The organism is Devosia sp. BK, assembly GCF_032907385.1.
Lineage (GTDB): Bacteria > Pseudomonadota > Alphaproteobacteria > Rhizobiales > Devosiaceae > Devosia.
This window is the reverse complement of record NZ_JAIMBX010000001.1, coordinates 928,202-947,310: the sequence shown is the minus strand read 5'-3', so window position 1 is coordinate 947,310 and position 19,109 is coordinate 928,202. Positions and strand designations below refer to the sequence as shown.

Annotated in this window: 16 protein-coding genes; 3 read left to right on the top strand and 13 right to left on the bottom strand. The window is 59.3% G+C overall.

Annotation, left to right across the window (positions count from 1 at the left end; translation table 11 throughout):
* The first annotated feature begins 4 nt into the window (after positions 1-4).
* The gene (locus DevBK_RS04580) at positions 5-1,966 is read left to right on the top strand and encodes a beta-galactosidase (protein ID WP_317184613.1); all 1,962 of its coding nucleotides are present in this window, start codon (positions 5-7) and stop codon (positions 1,964-1,966) included.
* Here the strand turns inward: DevBK_RS04580 and DevBK_RS04575 are convergent.
* Positions 1,935-3,896: a ComEC/Rec2 family competence protein gene (locus DevBK_RS04575; protein WP_317184612.1), complete on the bottom strand. Its 1,962-nt coding sequence runs from the start codon at positions 3,894-3,896 to the stop codon at positions 1,935-1,937. The genes DevBK_RS04580 and DevBK_RS04575 overlap by 32 nt on opposite strands.
* Before the next feature lie 241 nt (positions 3,897-4,137).
* Here DevBK_RS04575 and gltX point away from each other — a divergent pair, with 241 nt between their 5' ends.
* Both gltX and gltA read left to right on the top strand, forming a co-directional pair.
* Positions 4,138-5,553: a glutamate--tRNA ligase gene (gene gltX, locus DevBK_RS04570; protein ID WP_317185590.1), complete on the top strand. Its 1,416-nt coding sequence runs from the start codon at positions 4,138-4,140 to the stop codon at positions 5,551-5,553.
* 154 nt (positions 5,554-5,707) lie between these two features.
* The gene (gene gltA, locus DevBK_RS04565) at positions 5,708-6,997 is read left to right on the top strand and encodes a citrate synthase (RefSeq protein WP_061911435.1); all 1,290 of its coding nucleotides are present in this window, start codon (positions 5,708-5,710) and stop codon (positions 6,995-6,997) included.
* A 30-nt stretch (positions 6,998-7,027) separates the two neighbouring features.
* Here the strand turns inward: gltA and DevBK_RS04560 are convergent, their stop codons facing one another.
* The 12 genes from DevBK_RS04560 to rpsB form a co-directional block, all read right to left on the bottom strand.
* Positions 7,028-8,185 (bottom strand): lipid-A-disaccharide synthase, encoded by a 1,158-nt coding sequence (locus DevBK_RS04560; RefSeq protein ID WP_317184611.1) that lies wholly within the window; start codon positions 8,183-8,185, stop codon positions 7,028-7,030.
* Positions 8,186-8,995, bottom strand: a complete 810-nt coding sequence (gene lpxA, locus DevBK_RS04555) for an acyl-ACP--UDP-N-acetylglucosamine O-acyltransferase (protein ID WP_061911431.1) — start codon at positions 8,993-8,995, stop codon at positions 8,186-8,188.
* Positions 8,992-9,465: a 3-hydroxyacyl-ACP dehydratase FabZ gene (gene fabZ, locus DevBK_RS04550; protein WP_062630329.1), complete on the bottom strand. Its 474-nt coding sequence runs from the start codon at positions 9,463-9,465 to the stop codon at positions 8,992-8,994. Before fabZ ends, lpxA begins: the two co-directional genes overlap by 4 nt.
* Positions 9,462-10,490 (bottom strand): UDP-3-O-(3-hydroxymyristoyl)glucosamine N-acyltransferase, encoded by a 1,029-nt coding sequence (gene lpxD, locus DevBK_RS04545; protein ID WP_317184610.1) that lies wholly within the window; start codon positions 10,488-10,490, stop codon positions 9,462-9,464. The genes fabZ and lpxD overlap by 4 nt, the downstream gene beginning before the upstream one ends.
* 73 nt (positions 10,491-10,563) lie before the next feature.
* The gene (gene bamA / locus DevBK_RS04540; protein WP_317184609.1) at positions 10,564-12,687 is read right to left on the bottom strand and encodes an outer membrane protein assembly factor BamA; all 2,124 of its coding nucleotides are present in this window, start codon (positions 12,685-12,687) and stop codon (positions 10,564-10,566) included.
* Between the two features lie 180 nt (positions 12,688-12,867).
* Positions 12,868-14,004 carry an RIP metalloprotease RseP gene (gene rseP, locus DevBK_RS04535; protein WP_244484018.1) on the bottom strand — a complete coding sequence of 379 codons (1,137 nt, stop codon included), beginning with the start codon at positions 14,002-14,004 and terminating at the stop codon, positions 12,868-12,870.
* 37 nt (positions 14,005-14,041) lie between these two features.
* Positions 14,042-14,839: a phosphatidate cytidylyltransferase gene (locus DevBK_RS04530; protein WP_317184608.1), complete on the bottom strand. Its 798-nt coding sequence runs from the start codon at positions 14,837-14,839 to the stop codon at positions 14,042-14,044.
* Between the two features lie 59 nt (positions 14,840-14,898).
* Positions 14,899-15,660 (bottom strand): isoprenyl transferase, encoded by a 762-nt coding sequence (locus DevBK_RS04525; RefSeq protein WP_062630333.1) that lies wholly within the window; start codon positions 15,658-15,660, stop codon positions 14,899-14,901.
* A 34-nt stretch (positions 15,661-15,694) separates the two neighbouring features.
* The gene (gene frr, locus DevBK_RS04520; RefSeq protein WP_061911417.1) at positions 15,695-16,249 is read right to left on the bottom strand and encodes a ribosome recycling factor; all 555 of its coding nucleotides are present in this window, start codon (positions 16,247-16,249) and stop codon (positions 15,695-15,697) included.
* A gap of 89 nt (positions 16,250-16,338) precedes the next feature.
* A complete protein-coding gene (gene pyrH, locus DevBK_RS04515; RefSeq protein ID WP_061911416.1) occupies positions 16,339-17,058 on the bottom strand; it encodes a UMP kinase in 720 nt (239 codons plus the stop codon).
* 177 nt (positions 17,059-17,235) lie between these two features.
* Positions 17,236-18,165 (bottom strand): translation elongation factor Ts, encoded by a 930-nt coding sequence (gene tsf, locus DevBK_RS04510; protein ID WP_061911413.1) that lies wholly within the window; start codon positions 18,163-18,165, stop codon positions 17,236-17,238.
* 70 nt (positions 18,166-18,235) lie between these two features.
* On the bottom strand, positions 18,236-19,006 hold the full coding sequence (gene rpsB / locus DevBK_RS04505) for a 30S ribosomal protein S2 (RefSeq protein WP_061911412.1): 771 nt from the start codon (positions 19,004-19,006) through the stop codon (positions 18,236-18,238).
* Positions 19,007-19,109: the final 103 nt, after the last annotated feature.

Here is a 19,109-nt window from a genome sequence, read left to right as displayed (position 1 = left end):
TTCCATGTCCATCTCTCCCGCCCTCGGCGTTTGCTATTATCCTGAACACTGGCCCGAAGAGTGGTGGGAGAAAGACGCGGCCCGCATGGCCGAAGTCGGCATCAAATATGTCCGCATCGGCGAATTCGCCTGGTCGCGGATGGAGCCGACCCCTGGCGATATACAGCTCGATTGGATGATCCGCTCGATGGACGTCCTCGGCAAGCACGGCCATAAGGTCATCGTCGGCACGCCGACGGCGACGCCGCCACGCTGGATGGTCGACAAGCACCCGGACATGCTGGCAGTCGACGCTCAAGGCAAGCGCAAGGGATTTGGCTCGCGCCGCCACTACGATTTCTCACACCTGCCCTTCCGCGAAGAATCGGCACGAATTACCCAGATCCTCGCCGATGCCCTCAGCGATCACCCTGCACTTGGTGGCTGGCAGACGGACAACGAATATGGCTGCCATGGCACGACCTATTCTTATTCCCCGGCTGCGCTCGAAGGTTTCCGCAAATGGCTCGCGTCCCGTTACGGGTCGATCGAGGCGCTGAACGACGCCTGGGGCAATGTCTTCTGGTCGATGGAATACAACAGCTTCGACCAGATCGAGCTGCCGAACCTATTGATCACCGATCCTAACCCAATCCACGCGCTCGACTTCCGGCGCTACTCGTCCGATCAGGTCGCGGCCTTTAACAAGACCCAATACGATATCCTCAAGGCCAAGCGGCCGGACCTGCCGGTCATCCACAATTTCATGAGCCGCTACACCGAGTTCGACCACTACGATGTGGCCGAAACGCTCGATGTCGCGAGCTGGGATTCCTATCCAATCGGCCACCTCGCGGTCAGCGACGAACCCGACGACATCAAGCGCCAATATATGCGCCAGGGCGACCCCGACAACGCCGCCTTCCACCACGACCTCTATCGCACGGTCGGTCATGGCCGGTGGTGGATCATGGAGCAGCAGCCAGGCCCGGTGAATTGGGCCAAGTTCAACCCAGATCCGCTGCCGGGCATGGCCCGCCTTTGGGCTTGGGAAGCCTTTGCCCATGGCGCCGAAGTCGTCTCCTATTTCCGCTGGCGTCAGGCCCCCTTCGCGCAGGAGCAAATGCATGCTGGCCTTCTCCGGCCTGACAGCGAACCCGCACCCGCCTATGACGAAGCGATTCAGGTCGCCCAGGAACTGAAGCAGACCGGCATCGACGGTCAGGCCGGCAAAGCCCGCGTCGCTATCGTCTTCGATTACGATAGCGAATGGGCTTGGCAGGTTCAGCCGCAGGCTGACGGCTTCAAGCACGGTGCCCATGTCCGCGACATCTACTCAGCCTTCCGCAAGCACGGCATCGACATCGATATTCTCTCGCCCAAGACCAAGAGTTTTGCCGGGTATGACGTCGTCGCCATCCCAGCGCTCTTCGCCTGGACCGATGAACTGCGCGAAGCCGTCGCCAGTTTCGAAGGCTATCTGCTGCTTGGCCCGCGCACGGGCTCCAAGACCAAGAATTTTGCCATTCCGGCCAAGCTTGGTCCCGATCTCTCGCCCAATCTGCTCGACGCAAAAGTCATGCGTGTGGACAGCATCTCCGCCTATGTGTCCGTACCCGTAAAGGGCGGGGGCTTCACGCGGCTTTGGCGCGAAAAGGTCGAGACACGCGGCGAAGTCATCATGGAAGATCATGAAGGCGTCCCCGTGCTGATCTCGCAGGGCAAGATCTTCTATCTCACGGCGAGCGGCGACCGCGGATTGATGCAGCGCATAGCTGACTATCTGATTGCCGAAGCCGATCTGCCGGTTCTCACCCTACCCGCCGGCGTCCGCGCCCGCAGCCGCGGCGGCTTCCGCATCTACGTCAACTATTCAGCCAGCGACGCGAGCCTAGTGATGGCGAGCGACGAAGCCGAATATGTTGTCGGCGGCACGGAACTCGCCGCAGCCGGCGTCACCGTGGCACGACTCGCCAAGGCCGACTGAGCGTTTCTATGGCTGGGCGGATATCAAACCGCCCGGCTTCGCCATTCCATTTGAGCCACTGCACGCCACCTTCAGCGAGGTCCTGTGGTCCAATGATTTGCGCCTCAGCATTGCAATTCGCAGGAGCACGTACACGTGCAATGATCAGGTCAAAGCCTCCGCAGTCCTCAGCGAAGGCTGCGGCATTGCGCACAACAGCGACGCTGTAATCGTCTGTTCTCAAAATGCAGCCCAGGCTGTCGCACCGGGCTTCAGGATGGGCTGAGCCGATCTCGGTCTGGTAGTACCGGCTCCAAACGTCGACTGCGAAACTGCCGGTCTTACCGGACATGAGTGCCAGATCGGGCCCATTTCGCACGGCTACTGCCTGTGTCGTATCCGCGATCAGAATGTCCGGTCTTGGGGAAAATCCCCATAGGAGAATGACCGGCACGAGAACTGCTGGTCCCACAAACCGCCATCTTCCTTCGAAGAAGGCGAACCACGCCAAGGCAGCAAGGCCAACCAGCAAGGTCCATCCCTCCAATATGGGATTGCCTATCAGTGATGCGCTCCAACCGGCGACAAGCACCGAGACATCGACCATCCGATCGATATTCCACCCCATCAAATGCAACATTGGACCATCAAGACCAAACGGCATCGCGACGATGGCCAGCGATCCAAAACCCATGATCAGGCTGACGAACGGCAAGGCCAGCACGTTGCCGACGACACCCAACGGCGACGTCTGTTGAAAGTGATAGGCGGAGAACAACAGCGTCGCGGCCCCGGCCACAAAACTTGTCCACGCTGTCGCAGATATGAACCGTACCAGCCGGCTAACCCCGCTACCGTTATTGGGCCGCCTTTGGGGCAGTTCATAGACACCGATCAGGGCGACAACGGCTGCGAATGAAAGCTGGAAGCTGGCGCGAAAAACGCTCGCTGGATCGATGAGGATAATGACGATTGCCGCAATCGCAACGTTACGCATCGTTAGCGCACGACGCCCGGCAAGCACCGCCCCAAAAATCAGCGCCAACATTAATGTGGAGCGAAAGGCGGGGACATTGTCGAGGCCGCCCGCCAGCATCAGATAGGCAAAGGCGGTCGAAAGGCCGGCAACCGCGGCAATTTGTTTGTTGGGCCAAGCAACGGTAAACGGCAAGCAGGCTAGAACCAACCGCACCATCCAAAATATGCCGCCGGCAACGATCGATAGGTGAAGGCCCGAAATCGAATAGACATGCGCCAGCCCGGCCGCGGCCATGACCTCGCGTGTCTCGTCGGAGATCGCGCTCTGGTCGCCCATGGTCATAGCTTTGCCGATCGCGGCGCTGTCATCCGTGAGGGCGAGATCAATGCGATCCGCTATGAGGCGCCGAAGGCTTTGAACGCGCCTTGCGATCGCATCTTCGCTGCCTTGCTCGATGATTGCGACGGGAGCAATGGCGCTGCCATAGGCGCCGATGCCGGCAAAATATGCGTGAAACTGGCCATCGAACGCGCCCGGCAAAATCGGACCAGGCACCGGCGCCAGTCTCATCCGGCCCTTTACGATGTCGCCAATCTGCACCTGCGGTTCTGTCTGCAAAAGCACTCGGGCTCTTCGGATCGGAACGGCGCGAGCATCCTCCAGTGGTTCGAGGCCAGACACGACGACCCTAATGCCCTCGTCGTCGCTAGAAAGGACTTCGTCAATTGTCGCGGCATAGGTGCCATAAGCAGGCACGGCCAGCATTTGAGTTCCAAAGACAACTGCGTGCAGTGGAAGCAAAACTAAGCCAAGCCACAGTGCCGCAATCTGGGCCGCCAAGCGCAGAACCGCCATACTGCCCGTTGCGAAGGCCGCAATCACCAAACCCGTAACGGCGGCCGAACCAATAGAAAAATGGAGGATCGCAGGCTCACCTGGCAAAGCGACATAGAGAACCAGGCCAAGGATCATGCTGAACGGCAGCACAGCAAACAGGCGGCGATCATTGACTGCCCCGTGACTGGCAGCGCCAAGCGAGGCGGTGATCTTGGTGGGTGAGACAAAAGACAACCAGCCGCGATAGCCAGAGGCCTCGGCCACCGGCATCAGTTGTCGCGTTCCAGTCCCATGCCCGTCCATGGCGAGCCCCCGCCCTTGCGCTCAAGCCCGCCTATGCTACACACGGCCCAAAATTCCTCAATTCGTTCCGGTAATCATGTCCCAGGTCATTACTCGTTTCGCTCCATCTCCCACCGGGTACCTGCATATCGGCGGCGCTCGCACTGCCTTGTTCAGCTGGGCTTATGCCAAGAACCAGGGCGGCAAGATGCTGCTGCGCATCGAGGACACCGATCGCGAACGTTCAACCGAAGCGGCCGTGACCGCGCTTATCGATGGCCTGAAGTGGCTTGGCCTCGACTGGGATGGCGATCCGATCAGCCAGTTCGGTCGCGCGTCGCGTCACGCCGAGGTTGCGCACGAGCTCGTCAAGATGGGCCACGCCTATTATTGCTATTGCTCGCCCGAAGAGCTCGACCAGATGCGCGAAGAAGCCCGCGCCGCCGGAAAGCCGCCGCGCTATAACGGTTACTGGCGCGATCGCGACCCGAAAGAAGCGCCCGAAGGCGTCTCGCCGGTGATCCGCATCAAGGCGCCGCTGACCGGCGAAATCGTCGTCCGTGACCACGTTCAGGGCGATGTCGTCTTCAAGACCGAAAACCTCGATGATTTCATCATCCTGCGCTCGGACGGCACGCCCACCTACATGCACGCGGTTGTGGTCGACGATCATGACATGGGCGTCACCCACATCATCCGCGGCGACGATCACCTGACCAATGCCGCCCGCCAGATCATTATTTACAACGCCATGGGTTGGACCGTGCCCGAGATGGCGCATATCCCGCTGATCCATGGTCCGGATGGCGCCAAGCTCTCCAAGCGTCACGGCGCGCTCGGCGTCGAAGCCTATCGCCAGATGGGCTATCTGCCTGCAGCGGTTCGCAACTATCTCGCGCGCCTCGGCTGGAGCCATGGCGACGAGGAAATCTTCTCAACCGATCAGATGGTCGAGTGGTTCAGCCTTGAGGCGCTCAATAAGGGCGCGGCGCGCTTCGATTTCGTCAAGCTCGAGAACATCAACGGCCACTATATCCGCGAAGCGGACCCAACCTACCTCTACAACGTCATGATCGAGACGGCCAAGGAAGTCGGTCGCGACGAAGACGCGAAGGGCCTGATGGCCAACCACAACACCGTGCTGGCCGCCCTGCCGGAATTGCAGCCACGCGCCAAGACCGTTCTTGAGCTCATCGACCTTGCGCAGTTCATCTACGCTCTGCGCCCTATCATGCCCGATGCCGCCGCAGCCGCGCTCCTCACGCCTGAGGCCAAGACGGTTCTCGCCAGCATTGCCGAAACGTTAGGGGGCCTTGCCGATTGGTCAGTGCCCGCGATCGACGCCGAGATGCGCAAACTGGCCGAAGAAAAGGGTTTGAAGCTCGGCAAGCTCGCACAGCCGCTGCGCGCGGCCCTTACCGGGCGCACTGTTTCGCCGGGAATCTTCGAAGTCATGGTGCTCATCGGCCGCGAAGAATCGATGGCACGTTTGAATGACCAAACCGCTTAGTCCATAGGTTAGCAGAGGGTAACCTCTGCTTACCTATCGGTTGCCCAAGCGGGGCAAAAACTGATACCTCTCCGTCAGCAAATCGGCACCGCTGGAGGTGCTGCCCCGCTTCACCTCCCTTCCCTCGGAGCGCGGGCATTTCGAGGAGAGCTCAATGACCGAAAAAGTCGCCAAACTCACGGTCGGGGACCAGACCGTCGAATTCCCGATTCTGAGCGGAACCGTCGGGCCAGATGTCGTCGACATCCGCTCGCTTTACGCCAAGACCGGCCTCTTCACCTACGATCCTGGCTTCACCTCGACAGCCGCCTGCGACAGCGCCATCACCTATATCGATGGCGACAAGGGCGAACTGCTCTATCGCGGTTATCCGATCGAGCAATTGGCCGAGAAATCCAACTATCTCGAAGTCTGCTACCTGCTGCTCTACGGCGAATTGCCGACCGCCGCGCAGTGCAAGGAATTCGAAGAGCTCGTCACCAAGCACACCATGGTGCACGAGCAGATGCACTACTTCTACCGCGGCTTCCGTCGCGATGCGCATCCAATGGCCGTCATGACCGGCGTCGTCGGCGCCATGGCCGCATTCTACCATGACTCGACCGATATCAACGACCCGCAGCAGCGCGAGATCGCGTCGATCCGCATGATCGCCAAGATTCCTACGCTCGCCGCGATGGCCTATAAGTACTCGATCGGCCAACCTTTCGTGTATCCGCGCAACGATCTCGATTACGCCTCGAACTTCCTCCACATGTGCTTCTCGGTGCCTGCGGAAGAATACAAGGTCGACCCCGAGATTGCCCGGGCAATGGATCTGATCTTTACGCTCCATGCCGATCATGAGCAGAACGCCTCGACCTCGACCGTTCGCCTCTCTGGCTCGTCCGACGCCAATCCGTTCGCCTGTATCGCTGCCGGCGTGGCCTGTCTCTGGGGCCCTGCCCATGGCGGCGCCAACGAAGCCGCGCTCAACATGTTGCGCGAAATTGGCACCGTTGATCGCATCCCGGAATTCATCGCCCGCGCCAAGGACAAGAACGATCCGTTCCGCCTGATGGGCTTCGGTCACCGCGTCTACAAGAACTACGACCCGCGCGCTAAGGTCATGCAGCAGACCGCAAACCGCGTTCTGGCTTTGCTCGATGTTTCGAACAATCCGACACTGCAGGTTGCCAAGGAACTTGAGAAGATCGCTCTCGAAGATCCGTACTTCGTCGATCGCAAGCTCTATCCGAACGTCGACTTCTATTCTGGCGTCATTCTCGATGCCATCGGCTTCCCGACCTCGATGTTCACCGTGCTCTTCGCCGTCGCCCGTACGGTTGGCTGGATCAGCCAGTGGAAGGAAATGATTGGCGATCCGCAAAAGAAGATCGGTCGCCCGCGTCAGCTTTATAACGGCGCAACGGCGCGCGATTACACCGACCTCCAGACCCGCTAAAAACAAAGGCCCCGCTTCAACGGGGCCTTTTCATTTCTGGGTCCAGTGGCTCAAGACACGTTCTGCTGGATTTACTCGTGGATCCTCCGGCGTTCCCTGCTCCATCACTGTCCGTATCCGAGCAAAACCATCCACCTGCTTGGGCGCAATGTCCGGTGCGTCCAGCAGCTGTCGGACGGCGGACGTAAGTGCCTCGCCATCGGGCTCCAGCTGTAGAATCTCCGGCACCAAAGCCTGGTCCAGAATGGCATTCGGGAGCGCGGCAAACTTCACTTTATATTTGAACCAGCGTTTGGCCTGCCCTTTGTCGGCGACATAAGTCGTGACCATCGGTACGCCAGCCAAAGCCAATTCCAGTGTGACGGTGCCAGTAACAGCGACTGCCGCAACTGCCTCTGCCATCGCTGACGCCTTCGGCCCTTCGCCTGTGATGACGTCCACCGGCACAGGCCAGTCGGAGACAAGCCGTTTGAGCGAATGTTCCAGACGACGCGGCGTTGGAATCATGAAGCCTGTCACACGAGGATGCTTGGCGAGTGCGATCGCCGTTTCCTTCATCAAGGGCAAATGGCGTCGCAGCTCTCCGTCGCGGCTGCCGGGCAGCAAAAGCACCGGGCCCGTCGCTGGAATGTCCGTACGAAAGTTCAGTGCGTGCGTCGCTTGATGACCAATATAGTGCGTTTCCGGGCCATGAGCAGTTCGCATGAACGCAGGCTCGAAGGGCAGCACCGCCATGACCTCGCGGAAACGCGGCTTTAGCTCCTGCGCCCGCTCAGGCTTCCAGGCCCACACTGCCGGCGCGACGCAGAGCAAGATTGGAATATCGGGAGCGGCTTTGTAGACCTGCTTGGCCACAATCGCCGAGAAGACCTGAGCATCGACAAAGACAACGACGTCAGGACGTTGGCGAATGATGGTCTTTGCGACCTGACGTGCCCGCCACAAGAGCTTCGGCAATCTCGGAAGAACGTCGGCCCAGCCCATCACCGAGAGCTCGTTCATATCGAAGAGCGACTGAAGGCCTTCGTCAGCGAGAGCTTCTCCACCCACGCCTGTCAAGTTTACCGCTGTCGTCTCTCGCAAGCGCTGCACGAGATTGGCGGCAATTCTGTCGCCGGAAGGCTCACCAGCCAGGATGAACAGGTTCAACGGTTTCGACAGACTCGGCGTGCCGACGGGCGCGGACAATTATTCTTCTTCCGCTTCCGCACGCGGCAAGCAAAGCGGCCTATCTTTCACGGAGGCAATGAAAGAGACGACGTCCTGGACCAGCTTGGCATCCTTGAACATGCCAGCTGCGTCATCGACGCGCTCGCGCAAAGTGCCTTCGCTCGAGAAGATCATGCGGTAAGCCGCACGCAGTCGATGCAATTCTTCGCGGTCGAAACCAGCGCGCTTGAGGCCGACCAGATTAAGGCCGGCCAAACGCGCACGATTTCCAATGGCCATGCCATAGGGAATGACATCGCCATCGACCATGCTGTGGGCACCGACAAAAGCGTGGTCGCCGATGCGAACGAACTGATGAACACCGCACATGCCGCCGAAACGAACATTGTTGCCGATGACCGAATGGCCCGCGAGACCGACGTAATTGGCCAGAACGACATTGTTGCCGACGAGCACATCGTGGGCGACGTGCGAGCACGCCATGAGCAGGCAGTCGTCGCCGATCTTCGTCAGCATGCCGCCGCCTTCAGTGCCGGGATTGATCGTCACCGATTCCCGGATCGTGCAGCGCGCGCCGATTTCGACCCGCGACAGCTCGCCATGAAATTTCAGATCCTGCGGCTGATGGCCGACGGAGGCAAAGGGGAAAACTTTCGTGTCCGCACCGATGGTCGTACGGCCTTCGATCACGGCGTGCGAGATCAGTTCTACGCCATCGCCCAGAACGACATTTTCGCCCACGATGCTGTAAGGGCCGATTTTGACGCCGGCTCCCAACTGCGCCCCGCTGGCAACAATCGCTGTCGGGTGGACAACGGTGTCGCTCACGAGTTTGCCTCGGAGATCATCGCTGTGATCTCGGCTTCAGCCACAACCTTGCCGTTGACCTTCGCTTCGGCACGATAACGGCCGACGTTGCGGCGACGCTGGATCTTGCTGACATGGTATTCGAGGGTATCGCCGGGCCCCGCAGGATGACGGAAACGCGCCTTGTCGACGCCGAGCAGCATGACGATGCTCTTCTTATCATCGCGAGAATCGTGACGGATCGCAATCGCGCCGCAGACCTGCGCCATGCCCTCGATGATCAGCACTCCGGGGAAAATCGGACTACCGGGGAAATGCCCCTGGAAAGCAGGCTCGTTGACCGTGACGTTCTTGATACCGATAGCCGAGTCGTCGCCATCGATTTCGATGATCTTGTCGATCATCAGCATCGGATACCGATGAGGCAGCGTGCTGAGGATATCCATGATGGTCATGGCGTCGAGTTCGGTATTGCTCACCGGTTCAGTCATCCCCGCTTATCCCCCTTGGAAATTTTACGTAAAGCGGCCAACTCCCGCCAAAAGTCTTTTGCATCCTGGGCTGGCGCGCCGGCCAGTTTGGAGCCAGCGGGCCAATCCTTCGTCACAGCCGCGCGGCCATAAACGACGCTTCCCGCGCCAATGCGCAAGTGTCCGGAGGTGCCAACGCCACCACCGAGCAGCACACCATCCTCAACGACCGTCGAGCCCGACAGGCCGCTCATCGCAGCAATAAGGCAACTGCGCCCAATACGGCAGTTGTGCCCAATCTGAACTAGATTATCGATCTTGGTACCTTCACCGATGACTGTATCGCCCAGAGCGCCGCGATCAATCGTGCTATTGGCACCGATCTCGACGCGATCTTGGACGATGACACGGCCAAGCTGGGGAATCTTGCGATTGCCCTGACCATGATCGAGCCAGCCAAAGCCCTCAGTCCCGACACGAACGCCAGAATGCAGAACCACATCGTTGCCGAGGTGAGCGCAATCGATCGTGCAATTTGCAGCGATGACGCTGTTCCGGCCAATGGTTACGCCAGGACCAATCACCGTATTGGCGCCGATCACCGTGCCCCGGCCAATCTCGACACCATTCCCGACGACGACATTCGACCCTATGGTCACATCGCGTTCAAAGATCGGCGCTCCGAGATCGTCACGACCGCCAGCGATGACCGAGCGAGTGCTCGATGGATAGAGACGATCCAGGATTTGCGCGAAGAGGATATGAGCCTTCGGCGTTACGATGACCTGCGTATGCGAAGGAGCCTTTTCGCGAAGAACCGGGTGAACGATGGCGAAGCCTGCGGACGTCCGCGCCAGGTCTTCGGTGTAGGATGCGTGCGCCGCGAGGACGAGCTCATCGGCCGCGGCGAGTTCAAGCTCGGAAACACCGCCAACGATACCGTTTGCGTTGGTCAGGTCCGCAGCAAGCTCGGGAAAACCCAGCTCTGTGAGCAATGCCCCAATAGCAACCGGGCCGGCAAAGCGGTGAAATCGTGTATCGACCATCAGATCACTTCAAAAGAAAAAGCCGCGGGAGTTACCGCCCCGCGGCTTGATGACTTCTTTCACGTTGCTCGGACTAGAGCAAGGTCTGAAGCGTGATCTGGAACACCTGCGTACGATCCGCGGTGGACTTGTTGAAGACGTGGGAAACGTCGCCACGGAGAGGACCAAACGGTGAGTCCCAAATGAGCGATGCACCAACCGAAGTCCGGAGCGGCGTATCCTGGCTTGCCGGATCAAGGGTACCAGTACCCTGCCCTGGCAGACCATCGATCCAGGCCGCATCTGCCCAGAGCGCGCCGGTCAGACCATAGCTTTCAGGCAGAGCCGGGATCGGGAATTCGATCTCGGCAGAAGCCGCAGCATACATGGTTGCGCCGAGATATTCGCCGGTGGTCAAACGAGGACCAACACCACGACCTTCGAAACCACGTATGAGGTTTGGACCCGGCATGAAGGCTTCCACGGCATGGACCGAACCACCGTCCATGCTGTTGACCACGCCGGCCTGACCACGGACGCTGGCAATGATGCCGCTATCATCGAGCAGTGGCACGAAGTAACGGGCGCGAGCCTCGCTCTTCAGCAGGTTATGATCCCAGCCAATATACTGCTGGCTAAAGGTCGCGTAGAGACCTTTTGTCGGATCCTTGGTGTCATCAAGGCCATTCCAGGTCAGCGTATAGCCGATGAATGCCTTGTTGAATTCCTGACCATTTTCGACGAGGGACGACTTGAACTGCGGATTGTCCTTCTCGTCAGTGATCGTCTTGCGTTCGTAACCACCATACAGCGACGCGGTGAGCGCGCTCGTGATCGGAACGCCGAAGCGAAGCTGACCGCCCGTCGACTGCGAACCGTAGAAGGTCGTCGTCGTTTCGTCGGAAATGCGGTGATACGCATCGACGCCAGCAGACACCTTGAGGCCCATGAAACGGGGCTCGGTGAAGGAGAAGTCGAACGTACGGCCGGACTGGGTCGCGCCGATTGCAGCACGCAGATACTGACCGCGACCGAGGAAGTTACGCTCGGTAAGCGAGACTTCGCCGAGGATACCGTCGCTGGTGGAATAGCCGGCGCTGGCGCCGTATTCGCCCGTAGAGGTTTCCGTAACGTTGATGTTGAGAACAACCTTATCCGCCGAAGAGCCAGGGGCCGTCGTCACTTCAACTGCGGAGAAGTAGCCGAGATCCTGGATGGCTTCGCGGCCACGCACAACCATGGAACGGTTGAAAGGGTCGCCTTCACCAAATTCCAGTTCGCGACGAATAACGAAGTCGCGGGTCTTGGTGTTACCGGTGATGTTGACGCGCTCGACATAGATGCGCGCGCCTTCATCGACGAGGTAGGTCACGTTGAAGGTGCCGGTGGCAACATCACGATCGAGACGAGCCCGGACGTCGGCGAAGGAGTAGCCTTGGGTCGCCGCTTCGTAGGACATGTCCTCGATAGTCTTCTGCAGGTTCGTCGCAGAATACTGCGCACCCTGCCCCGTCTGCACAGACGAGCGAAGCACTTCGGTGTTCAGACCGTTGATGCTGGTTTCGATACCAATGTTGCCGAACTCGTAGCGCTGGCCTTCATTGATCGTGAAATTGATGAAGTACGCATTGCGCGCCGCTTCGTACTCAGCGACCGCATTGACCTGCGCATCGGGATAGCCACGATTTGCATAATACTGACGAACGCGCTCACGATCGACGGCAAGCTTGCGCTCGTCATACGTGTCGTCGCGGAGTAGCCAGCTCAGAATGCCGGTTTCCTTGGTCAACATGGCGCCCTTGAGGTTGCCGCTGCTGATCGCGTTGTTGCCGGTGAAGTTGATCGCAGCGATGCCCGCGCGCTCACCTTCATTGACCTGGAAGATAACACGGACGCGCCCATCGGCAGTCGCTTCAGTGCGGGACGTCACCGTCACACCAAGGAAACCATCGCGATCATAGGCCTGACGGATGCTTTCAACGTCGGCCGCAACGCGTTGCTGGGTGTAGATACCGGAGGCGGACACATCGACCATCGCCAGCAATTGGGTATCAGAGAAGCGACGATTGCCCTCGAACAACACCGAGCCGACCAACTGCTCCTGAGCCTGCGCAATGGCAACGCCCAGAACTGGCACCCCGGCTCCGACCATCGGGCTCGCGCCCATAATGGCGATCACCGAAACGGCGCCACGCATCAGCTTGGTGGGGTTAATCATATTGTTATTGCCTTCTGCGACCTGCCCGGAGAATCGTCAAACGCCGCTCCCCCAAGCCACTCCATTGAAGTGTTTTACTGTTTTTTTAACCACGGACAAGCGGGAAGCCGGGACGCGGTTAGCAATTCATTGGCGCGCTTGTATTCGTGCAACACCTTGCGAACCAAGGTTAACAAAGGGTTAGCGCAAAATCCCGAAATGGTCGAAGACCGTATCATTGAAGAGTGTAAAGACCATCAATGCCAGAACCAGCGCGAACCCAAAGCGGAAACCAATCTCCTGCACGCGCATGCTAAGAGGCCGTCCCCGAATTGCCTCGATCAGATAGTACATGAGATGCCCGCCGTCGAGCATGGGAATTGGCAAAAGATTGAATATACCAATGTTGAGTGAGAGGAGCGCCATGAGGTTGATCAGAGCGATCACCCCAAGGGTCGCGACTTCGCCCGACACTTTGGCCACCTTGACCGGGCCGCTGAGCTGCTGGACATCACCGCGCCCAACGAAGAAATCGCCCAAGAACGCGGCCGTGCGCTGCACGATGAACCGAATTTCCTCGACTGTCATGCCGATCGCTTCGACCGGTCCCGGCTTATAAAGCTCGATATCGCCTTGCGACGTTTCTCGACTAACCCCGATGCGGCCGATTCTCTGGTCGTTACCGAAGCGGTCCTGAATGACCACCGGCTCGGGCGTGAGGTCGATGGTTCGATTCGTATCGCCGCGCTGAATTTCGATGACCACTTGGCGAGCTGGACTCGTCGCAACGTAGCGCTGGAAATCCTCAAAGCCACGAACGACATAACCGTCTACCGACAGGATTCGATCTCCCGGCTCGAAACCGGCTGATTGCGCTACCGAGTCAGGCAAAACCTCGCCGATGACTGCCGGGACGCTATAGCGACCATAGCCAAGCAGCAGTGCATAAAGGATCAGGAAGGTCAGCAGCACATTCGCGATCGGACCCGCCGCAACGATGGAAATACGCTGCCAGACGTTTTTGTTGACGAACAGCCGCGGCGCGATCGCGGGGTCCTGCAACTCCGGCGCATCGGGATCGGGCATGCTGGAGGCATTCATATCGCCGGCGAAGCGGACGTAGCCGCCCAATGGCACAGCCGAGAGTTTCCAACGGGTTCCGTGCTTGTCGGTCCAGCCGAACAGCTCGCGGCCAAAGCCGATCGAGAAGGCCTGGATGGCGACACCATTCCAGCGAGCAACGAGGTAATGGCCCATTTCGTGGACGAAGACGATGACGGTTAGAACCGCGAGAAATGGAATGACGTAGGACAAGAGCCAAGTCACGGATTCGAACATCGTCATTCCTCAAAATGGGCCGACCGGCCCCTGGTTCTCACCAGTAAAGCAGACCTTGGGCTACCGCGCCAAATCCGCCATGTGCCGCACCCACGATTAAAACAAGCACAAGACCAAGCGTCAGGCTATCAAGCCGGTCCATCAGGCCACCGTGGCCTGGAATGATATCGCCGCTGTCCTTGATCCGGAAATGCCGCTTCACGGCGCTTTCGCAAAGATCACCGAGCTGACCGACTATGCTGATCGCAATGGAAAGGAGAAGCCCGATCCACCAGGGCGAATCCGTGATCAGCGTCCAGACGATCAAGCCTGCGGCAGTTCCGAGGGCCAAGCCGCCAAGAGCGCCTGACCAGGTTTTAGAGGGAGAGATACCGGGGGCGAGCTTCTCGCCGCCGATCTGACGGCCAGTGAAGAAAGCCGCCGAGTCAGTCATCCACACCACGGTCCCTAGATAAACCCCCGCCCAGATGCCATCCATTGTGGCCCCGCGCATGAGCACCGCGGATAAAATCAGCAAGCCAAATAGCGCAAGACCACCGATGCGCCAGCTTGCGAGTTCTCGGCCCATGAAGACTGCAACCACGCAGGCGATCGCTATCGTGGCCACGAGACCGATCATGCCAAGCCAGGGGAAAACCAGGCCGGAAAGCCCGACGAGACCGATAAGCGCAAATCCCCCAGGCGTGAGCGGAGCGCGGGACACCATGGTTTCCCACTCCCGGTAGACACCCGCATAGACCGCGCCGACAACGCCGGAAAAGAAATAGCTGCCGAGATAAAGCGCAGTCACCGTCAGCAGGATCAGAACCGCGGCAGAGGCCAGACGAGGTCCCATATCAGCCCAATTTCGGCTTGGGCGTGATGCTTGCTGTGGTGACGGCTCTTGAGGCTCCATCAGCTCCCGCCTGCCCCTAGGCCACCATAACGACGATCACGCATGGCGTAGGTTTCGAGGACGCGCACAAAGCTCGTCTCATCGAAATCAGGCCAGTTTTCAGGAACGAATACCAATTCCGAATAGGCCGACTGCCAGAGAAGGAAATTGGACAGACGCTGCTCGCCACTGGTTCTGATGATGATATCGGGATCGGGGATTTCACGCGTGTAGAGGGCGCGAGAAATAGTCGCCTCGTCGATGCTGGCCGGATCGATCTTGCCGGCGACCGCATCGGCGACCAGCGAACGTACGGCATCCGTGATCTCAGCGCGGGCGCCATAATTGAACGCGACCACCAGGACGAGACCGGTATTGTTTGCGGTTTTGGCCTCCACCTCGTCTATCAAACGAATCAACGAGGGCTCGAGCCCTTTGCGCGCGCCAATGATCTTTATGCGGACATTGTTGCGGATCAGGCGCTGCAGATCCGACACTACGAACCGGCGGAGAAGACCAAAAATGAAGGAGACTTCGTCAGCCGGCCGGGCCCAGTTTTCAGATGAAAAACTGAATACCGTCAGATAACTGACGCCGAACTTGATGCAATATTCGACGACATTGCGGAGCGATTGAACGCCCTGCACATGACCCTCGGTGCGCCGCTTTCCCTTGGCTTTGGCCCAGCGGCCATTGCCATCCATGATGACGCCCAGATGGACTGGAATGCGCAAGCCCGGCCCTGAGGCCGGGTCAATTTTCGCAGCGTTCTCGCTTGCCATAAACGCCCCTCCCGGTGGCGCCTACACGCAGATCTTAGACCTGCATGATTTCCTGTTCTTTGGACGCGACGATCACATCGATTTCCTTGACGGCATCGTCGGTCGCCTTCTGAACCAAATCCGACTGCTTCTTAGCATCGTCCTGGCTCATGTCGCTGTCCTTCTCCGCCTTTTTCAAGGCGTCCATCCCATCGCGGCGAATGTGGCGCACCGCGACACGAGCCTGCTCGGCATAAGTATGCGCGACCTTTGCAAGTTCCTTGCGGCGCTGTTCGTTCAACTCAGGCAATGGAACGCGGATAACCTGGCCCTCGCCCATCGGATTGAGGCCAAGACCGCTGTCACGAATGGCCTTTTCGACGGCATTGGCGAGACCACGATCCCAAACCTGAACCGAGAGCATGCGGGGCTCAGGAACGGTAACGGTCGCGACCTGATTGAGCGGCGTACGCGAACCATAGGCATCAACCGTGACAGGCTCGAGCAAGCTGGCGCTGGCGCGACCGGTACGCAGGCCAGACAGTTCGTCCTTGAGCGAGGCGATCGACTTCTGCATACGGTTCTTGATGTCGTTGAGATCATAGGCCATGGCCGAGGTCCTTCCAGTCACTTGGCGCAGCCAGCTTGGGCGCGCTTCTTTTAATTTCAAAACACCTGAAGGTGCCAAACGGCCCTGCCCTAAGCCGCGCCGCCAACGCGCGTAGAAAGGCCTTCGCCCTTGAGAACGCCGGAGAGGCCCGCCGCATCATCGAGGGAATATACAATAATCGGCATCTGGCTGTCGCGGGCAAGCGCAAATGCAGCTGTGTCCATGACTTTCAGGTTCCGAGAAATGACTTCGTCATAGCTGATATGGGAATATCGGACCGCGTCGGGGTTCTTTTTCGGGTCATCGGAATAGACGCCATCGACCTTTGTGCCCTTGAGCACGACGTCGCATTCGAGCTCGATGGCACGCAGGGTGGCGGCGGTATCCGTGGTGAAGAACGGATTGCCCGTGCCGCCACCGAGGACGACGACGAAACCCTCTTCCAGGGCCTGCTTGGCATCACGTGCGGTGAAGGTGTCGGCAACTGAAGGCATGGTCGCAGCGCTGAAGGGCTTGGATTTAACCCCTTGACGCGAAATGGCGTTCGAGAGCGCCAGAGCGTTGATCATGGTTCCGAGCATGCCCATGAGATCGGCCGTCACACGGTCGGTGCCGTCGGCAGCGCCGGCCATGCCACGGAAAATGTTACCGCCGCCGACGACGATGGCGACCTGGGTTCCGGCTTGTGCGACCTGGGCAATCTGACGGGCAACGGCCTGGAGAAATGGCGGTTCGATGCCGAAGGAGTTGTCCCCCGCCAGCGCCTCGCCCGACACTTTGAGCAGAATGCGCTTATAAGCCGACGCCATGGGAGACCTCACGTTAAAGAGCTGCGGGCTCGCGATTCCGCAAGGCCCATGAGACACTAGGGCATAATTGCCGCAAGCTGAAGGCCGAGCCACGCAGGAAGTAAATGCAAAACTTACGGAGCTCGATCCGCATCATCGGAGAGCGAAGGACGGGCCATTGCTGGCCCGTCCAAATCATCAGGCCTTTACGCCTGCGGTCGCTGCAACTTCGGCAGCAAAGTCGGTCTCGACCTTCTCAATGCCTTCGCCAAGAGCGTAGCGCACGAACTTGGTCAGCTTGATGGGCGCACCAGCGTCCTTCTCGGCATTCTTGATCGCGTCGGCAACCTTGGTCTCGCCGTCGATCACGAAGGTCTGCGCGAGGAGCGTGACTTCTTCGTAGTACTTGCGGAGACGGCCATCGACCATCTTCTCGGCGATGTCTGCGGGCTTGCCCGATTCCTTGACCTGCTCAAGAATGATGGCGCGTTCGCGAGCCACAACGTCCTGATCCAGTTCGCTTGCATCGATTGCCAGCGGATTGGTCGCTGCGATGTGCATGGCAAGCTGCTTGCCCAGAGCCGACAGAGCGGCCTTGTCGCCGGTCGATTCGAGAGCAACCAGAATGCCGATCTTGCCCAGGCCAGCCTTGACGGCGTTGTGGACATAGCTTTCGACCACGCCATCGGTGACCGAAACGGTCACAGTGCGGCGCAGATTCATGTTTTCGCCGATCTTGGCGATCGCTTCGGTCAGCTCTGCCTTGACCGAGTGACCAGCGCCGGGGAACGGCATTTCGCCGAGCTTGGCGACATCGCCGTCAGCGTCGAGAGCAAGCTTGGCGATCGAGCCAACGATGTTCTGGAACTGCTCGTTGCGGGCAACGAAGTCGGTTTCCGAATTTACTTCGACGACGGCAGCCTTGGTGCCGGAGGTCGCAACGCCAACCAGACCTTCGGCAGCGACGCGATCAGCCTTCTTGGCAGCCTTGGCAAGGCCACGGGTGCGCAGCCAATCGACGGCAGCTTCCATGTCGCCATTGGTTTCGGCCAGGGCCTTCTTGCAGTCCATCATCCCGACGCCGGTCGAGTCGCGGAGCTGCTTAACCAGTGCAGCAGTGATTTCCATGGGTTCACCTTTCGGCGGCCCCAGACCGGGGCCGCATAGTTTCGTTCAAACGATTCCGGACATACCGGACTTAGTTGACAGCTGCGCCTTCGGCCGGAAGATCTTCTGCCGGAGCTTCCGAGGAAGCGCCAAGATCAGCACCGAGCGAGCTGGACGAACGGCCGATACCGTCGAGGGCAGCGCGCGAGATCAGCGAAACATAAAGTTCGAGAGCGCGGCTGGCGTCGTCATTGCCCGGGATCGCGTAGTCAACGATATCCGGATCGCAATTGGTGTCGACGATGGCGACGACCGGGATACCGAGACGGCGGGCTTCCTTGATCGCGTTGGCTTCCTTGTTGGTGTCGATCACGAAGAGGAGCGAGGGAACATTGCCCATGTCCTTGATGCCGCCGAGGTCGCGCTCAAGACGCTCCTGCTCGCGGGACATCATCAGGCGCTCTTTCTTGGTGCGGAGAGCCAGATCGTCTTCGCTCATCGATTCCAGTTCGCGCAGACGCGAGATGGAGTTCGAGATCGTCTGCCAGTTGGTCAGCGTGCCGCCGAGCCAACGCGAATTGACGTAGTACTGAGCAGACTGCTTGGCAGCTTCAGCAACGAGGGGAGCCGCCTGGCGCTTGGTGCCGACGAAGAGCACGCGGCCGCCATCGGCAACGGTGTCGGAAACGAGCTGCAGCGCGCGGCTGAGGGCCGGCACGGTCTGCGACAGGTCGAGAATGTGGATGTCGTTGCGAACGCCGAAAATGAAGCGTTCCATCTTCGGGTTCCAGCGGTGCTTCTGGTGGCCGAAGTGCACGCCTGCTTCGAGGAGCTGGCGCATGGAGAATTCTGGCAGAGCCATGTGATATATCCTTTACCGGTTAATACCTCCACGAAGCGAGTGCGACGGTTGCCCGCCACCGGATGGCGTTCCCTATGAGGAAGGCCTGCTTCGTGTGTGAGAT

Bases quoted from the DNA above. Each gene is read 5' to 3' on its own strand.
- DevBK_RS04580 (WP_317184613.1), top strand. From the start codon at position 5: ATGTCCATCTCTCCCGCCCTCGGCGTTTGCTATTATCCTGAACACTGG.
- DevBK_RS04575 (WP_317184612.1), bottom strand. From the start codon at position 3,896: ATGATCCTTGGCCTGGTTCTCTATGTCGCTTTGCCAGGTGAGCCTGCG.
- gltA (WP_061911435.1), top strand. From the start codon at position 5,708: ATGACCGAAAAAGTCGCCAAACTCACGGTCGGGGACCAGACCGTCGAA.
- fabZ (WP_062630329.1), bottom strand. From the start codon at position 9,465: ATGACTGAACCGGTGAGCAATACCGAACTCGACGCCATGACCATCATG.
- lpxD (WP_317184610.1), bottom strand. From the start codon at position 10,490: ATGGTCGATACACGATTTCACCGCTTTGCCGGCCCGGTTGCTATTGGG.
- bamA (WP_317184609.1), bottom strand. From the start codon at position 12,687: ATGATTAACCCCACCAAGCTGATGCGTGGCGCCGTTTCGGTGATCGCC.
- rseP (WP_244484018.1), bottom strand. From the start codon at position 14,004: ATGTTCGAATCCGTGACTTGGCTCTTGTCCTACGTCATTCCATTTCTC.
- DevBK_RS04530 (WP_317184608.1), bottom strand. From the start codon at position 14,839: ATGGGACCTCGTCTGGCCTCTGCCGCGGTTCTGATCCTGCTGACGGTG.
- DevBK_RS04525 (WP_062630333.1), bottom strand. From the start codon at position 15,660: ATGGCAAGCGAGAACGCTGCGAAAATTGACCCGGCCTCAGGGCCGGGC.
- frr (WP_061911417.1), bottom strand. From the start codon at position 16,249: ATGGCCTATGATCTCAACGACATCAAGAACCGTATGCAGAAGTCGATC.
- pyrH (WP_061911416.1), bottom strand. From the start codon at position 17,058: ATGGCGTCGGCTTATAAGCGCATTCTGCTCAAAGTGTCGGGCGAGGCG.
- tsf (WP_061911413.1), bottom strand. From the start codon at position 18,165: ATGGAAATCACTGCTGCACTGGTTAAGCAGCTCCGCGACTCGACCGGC.
- rpsB (WP_061911412.1), bottom strand. From the start codon at position 19,006: ATGGCTCTGCCAGAATTCTCCATGCGCCAGCTCCTCGAAGCAGGCGTG.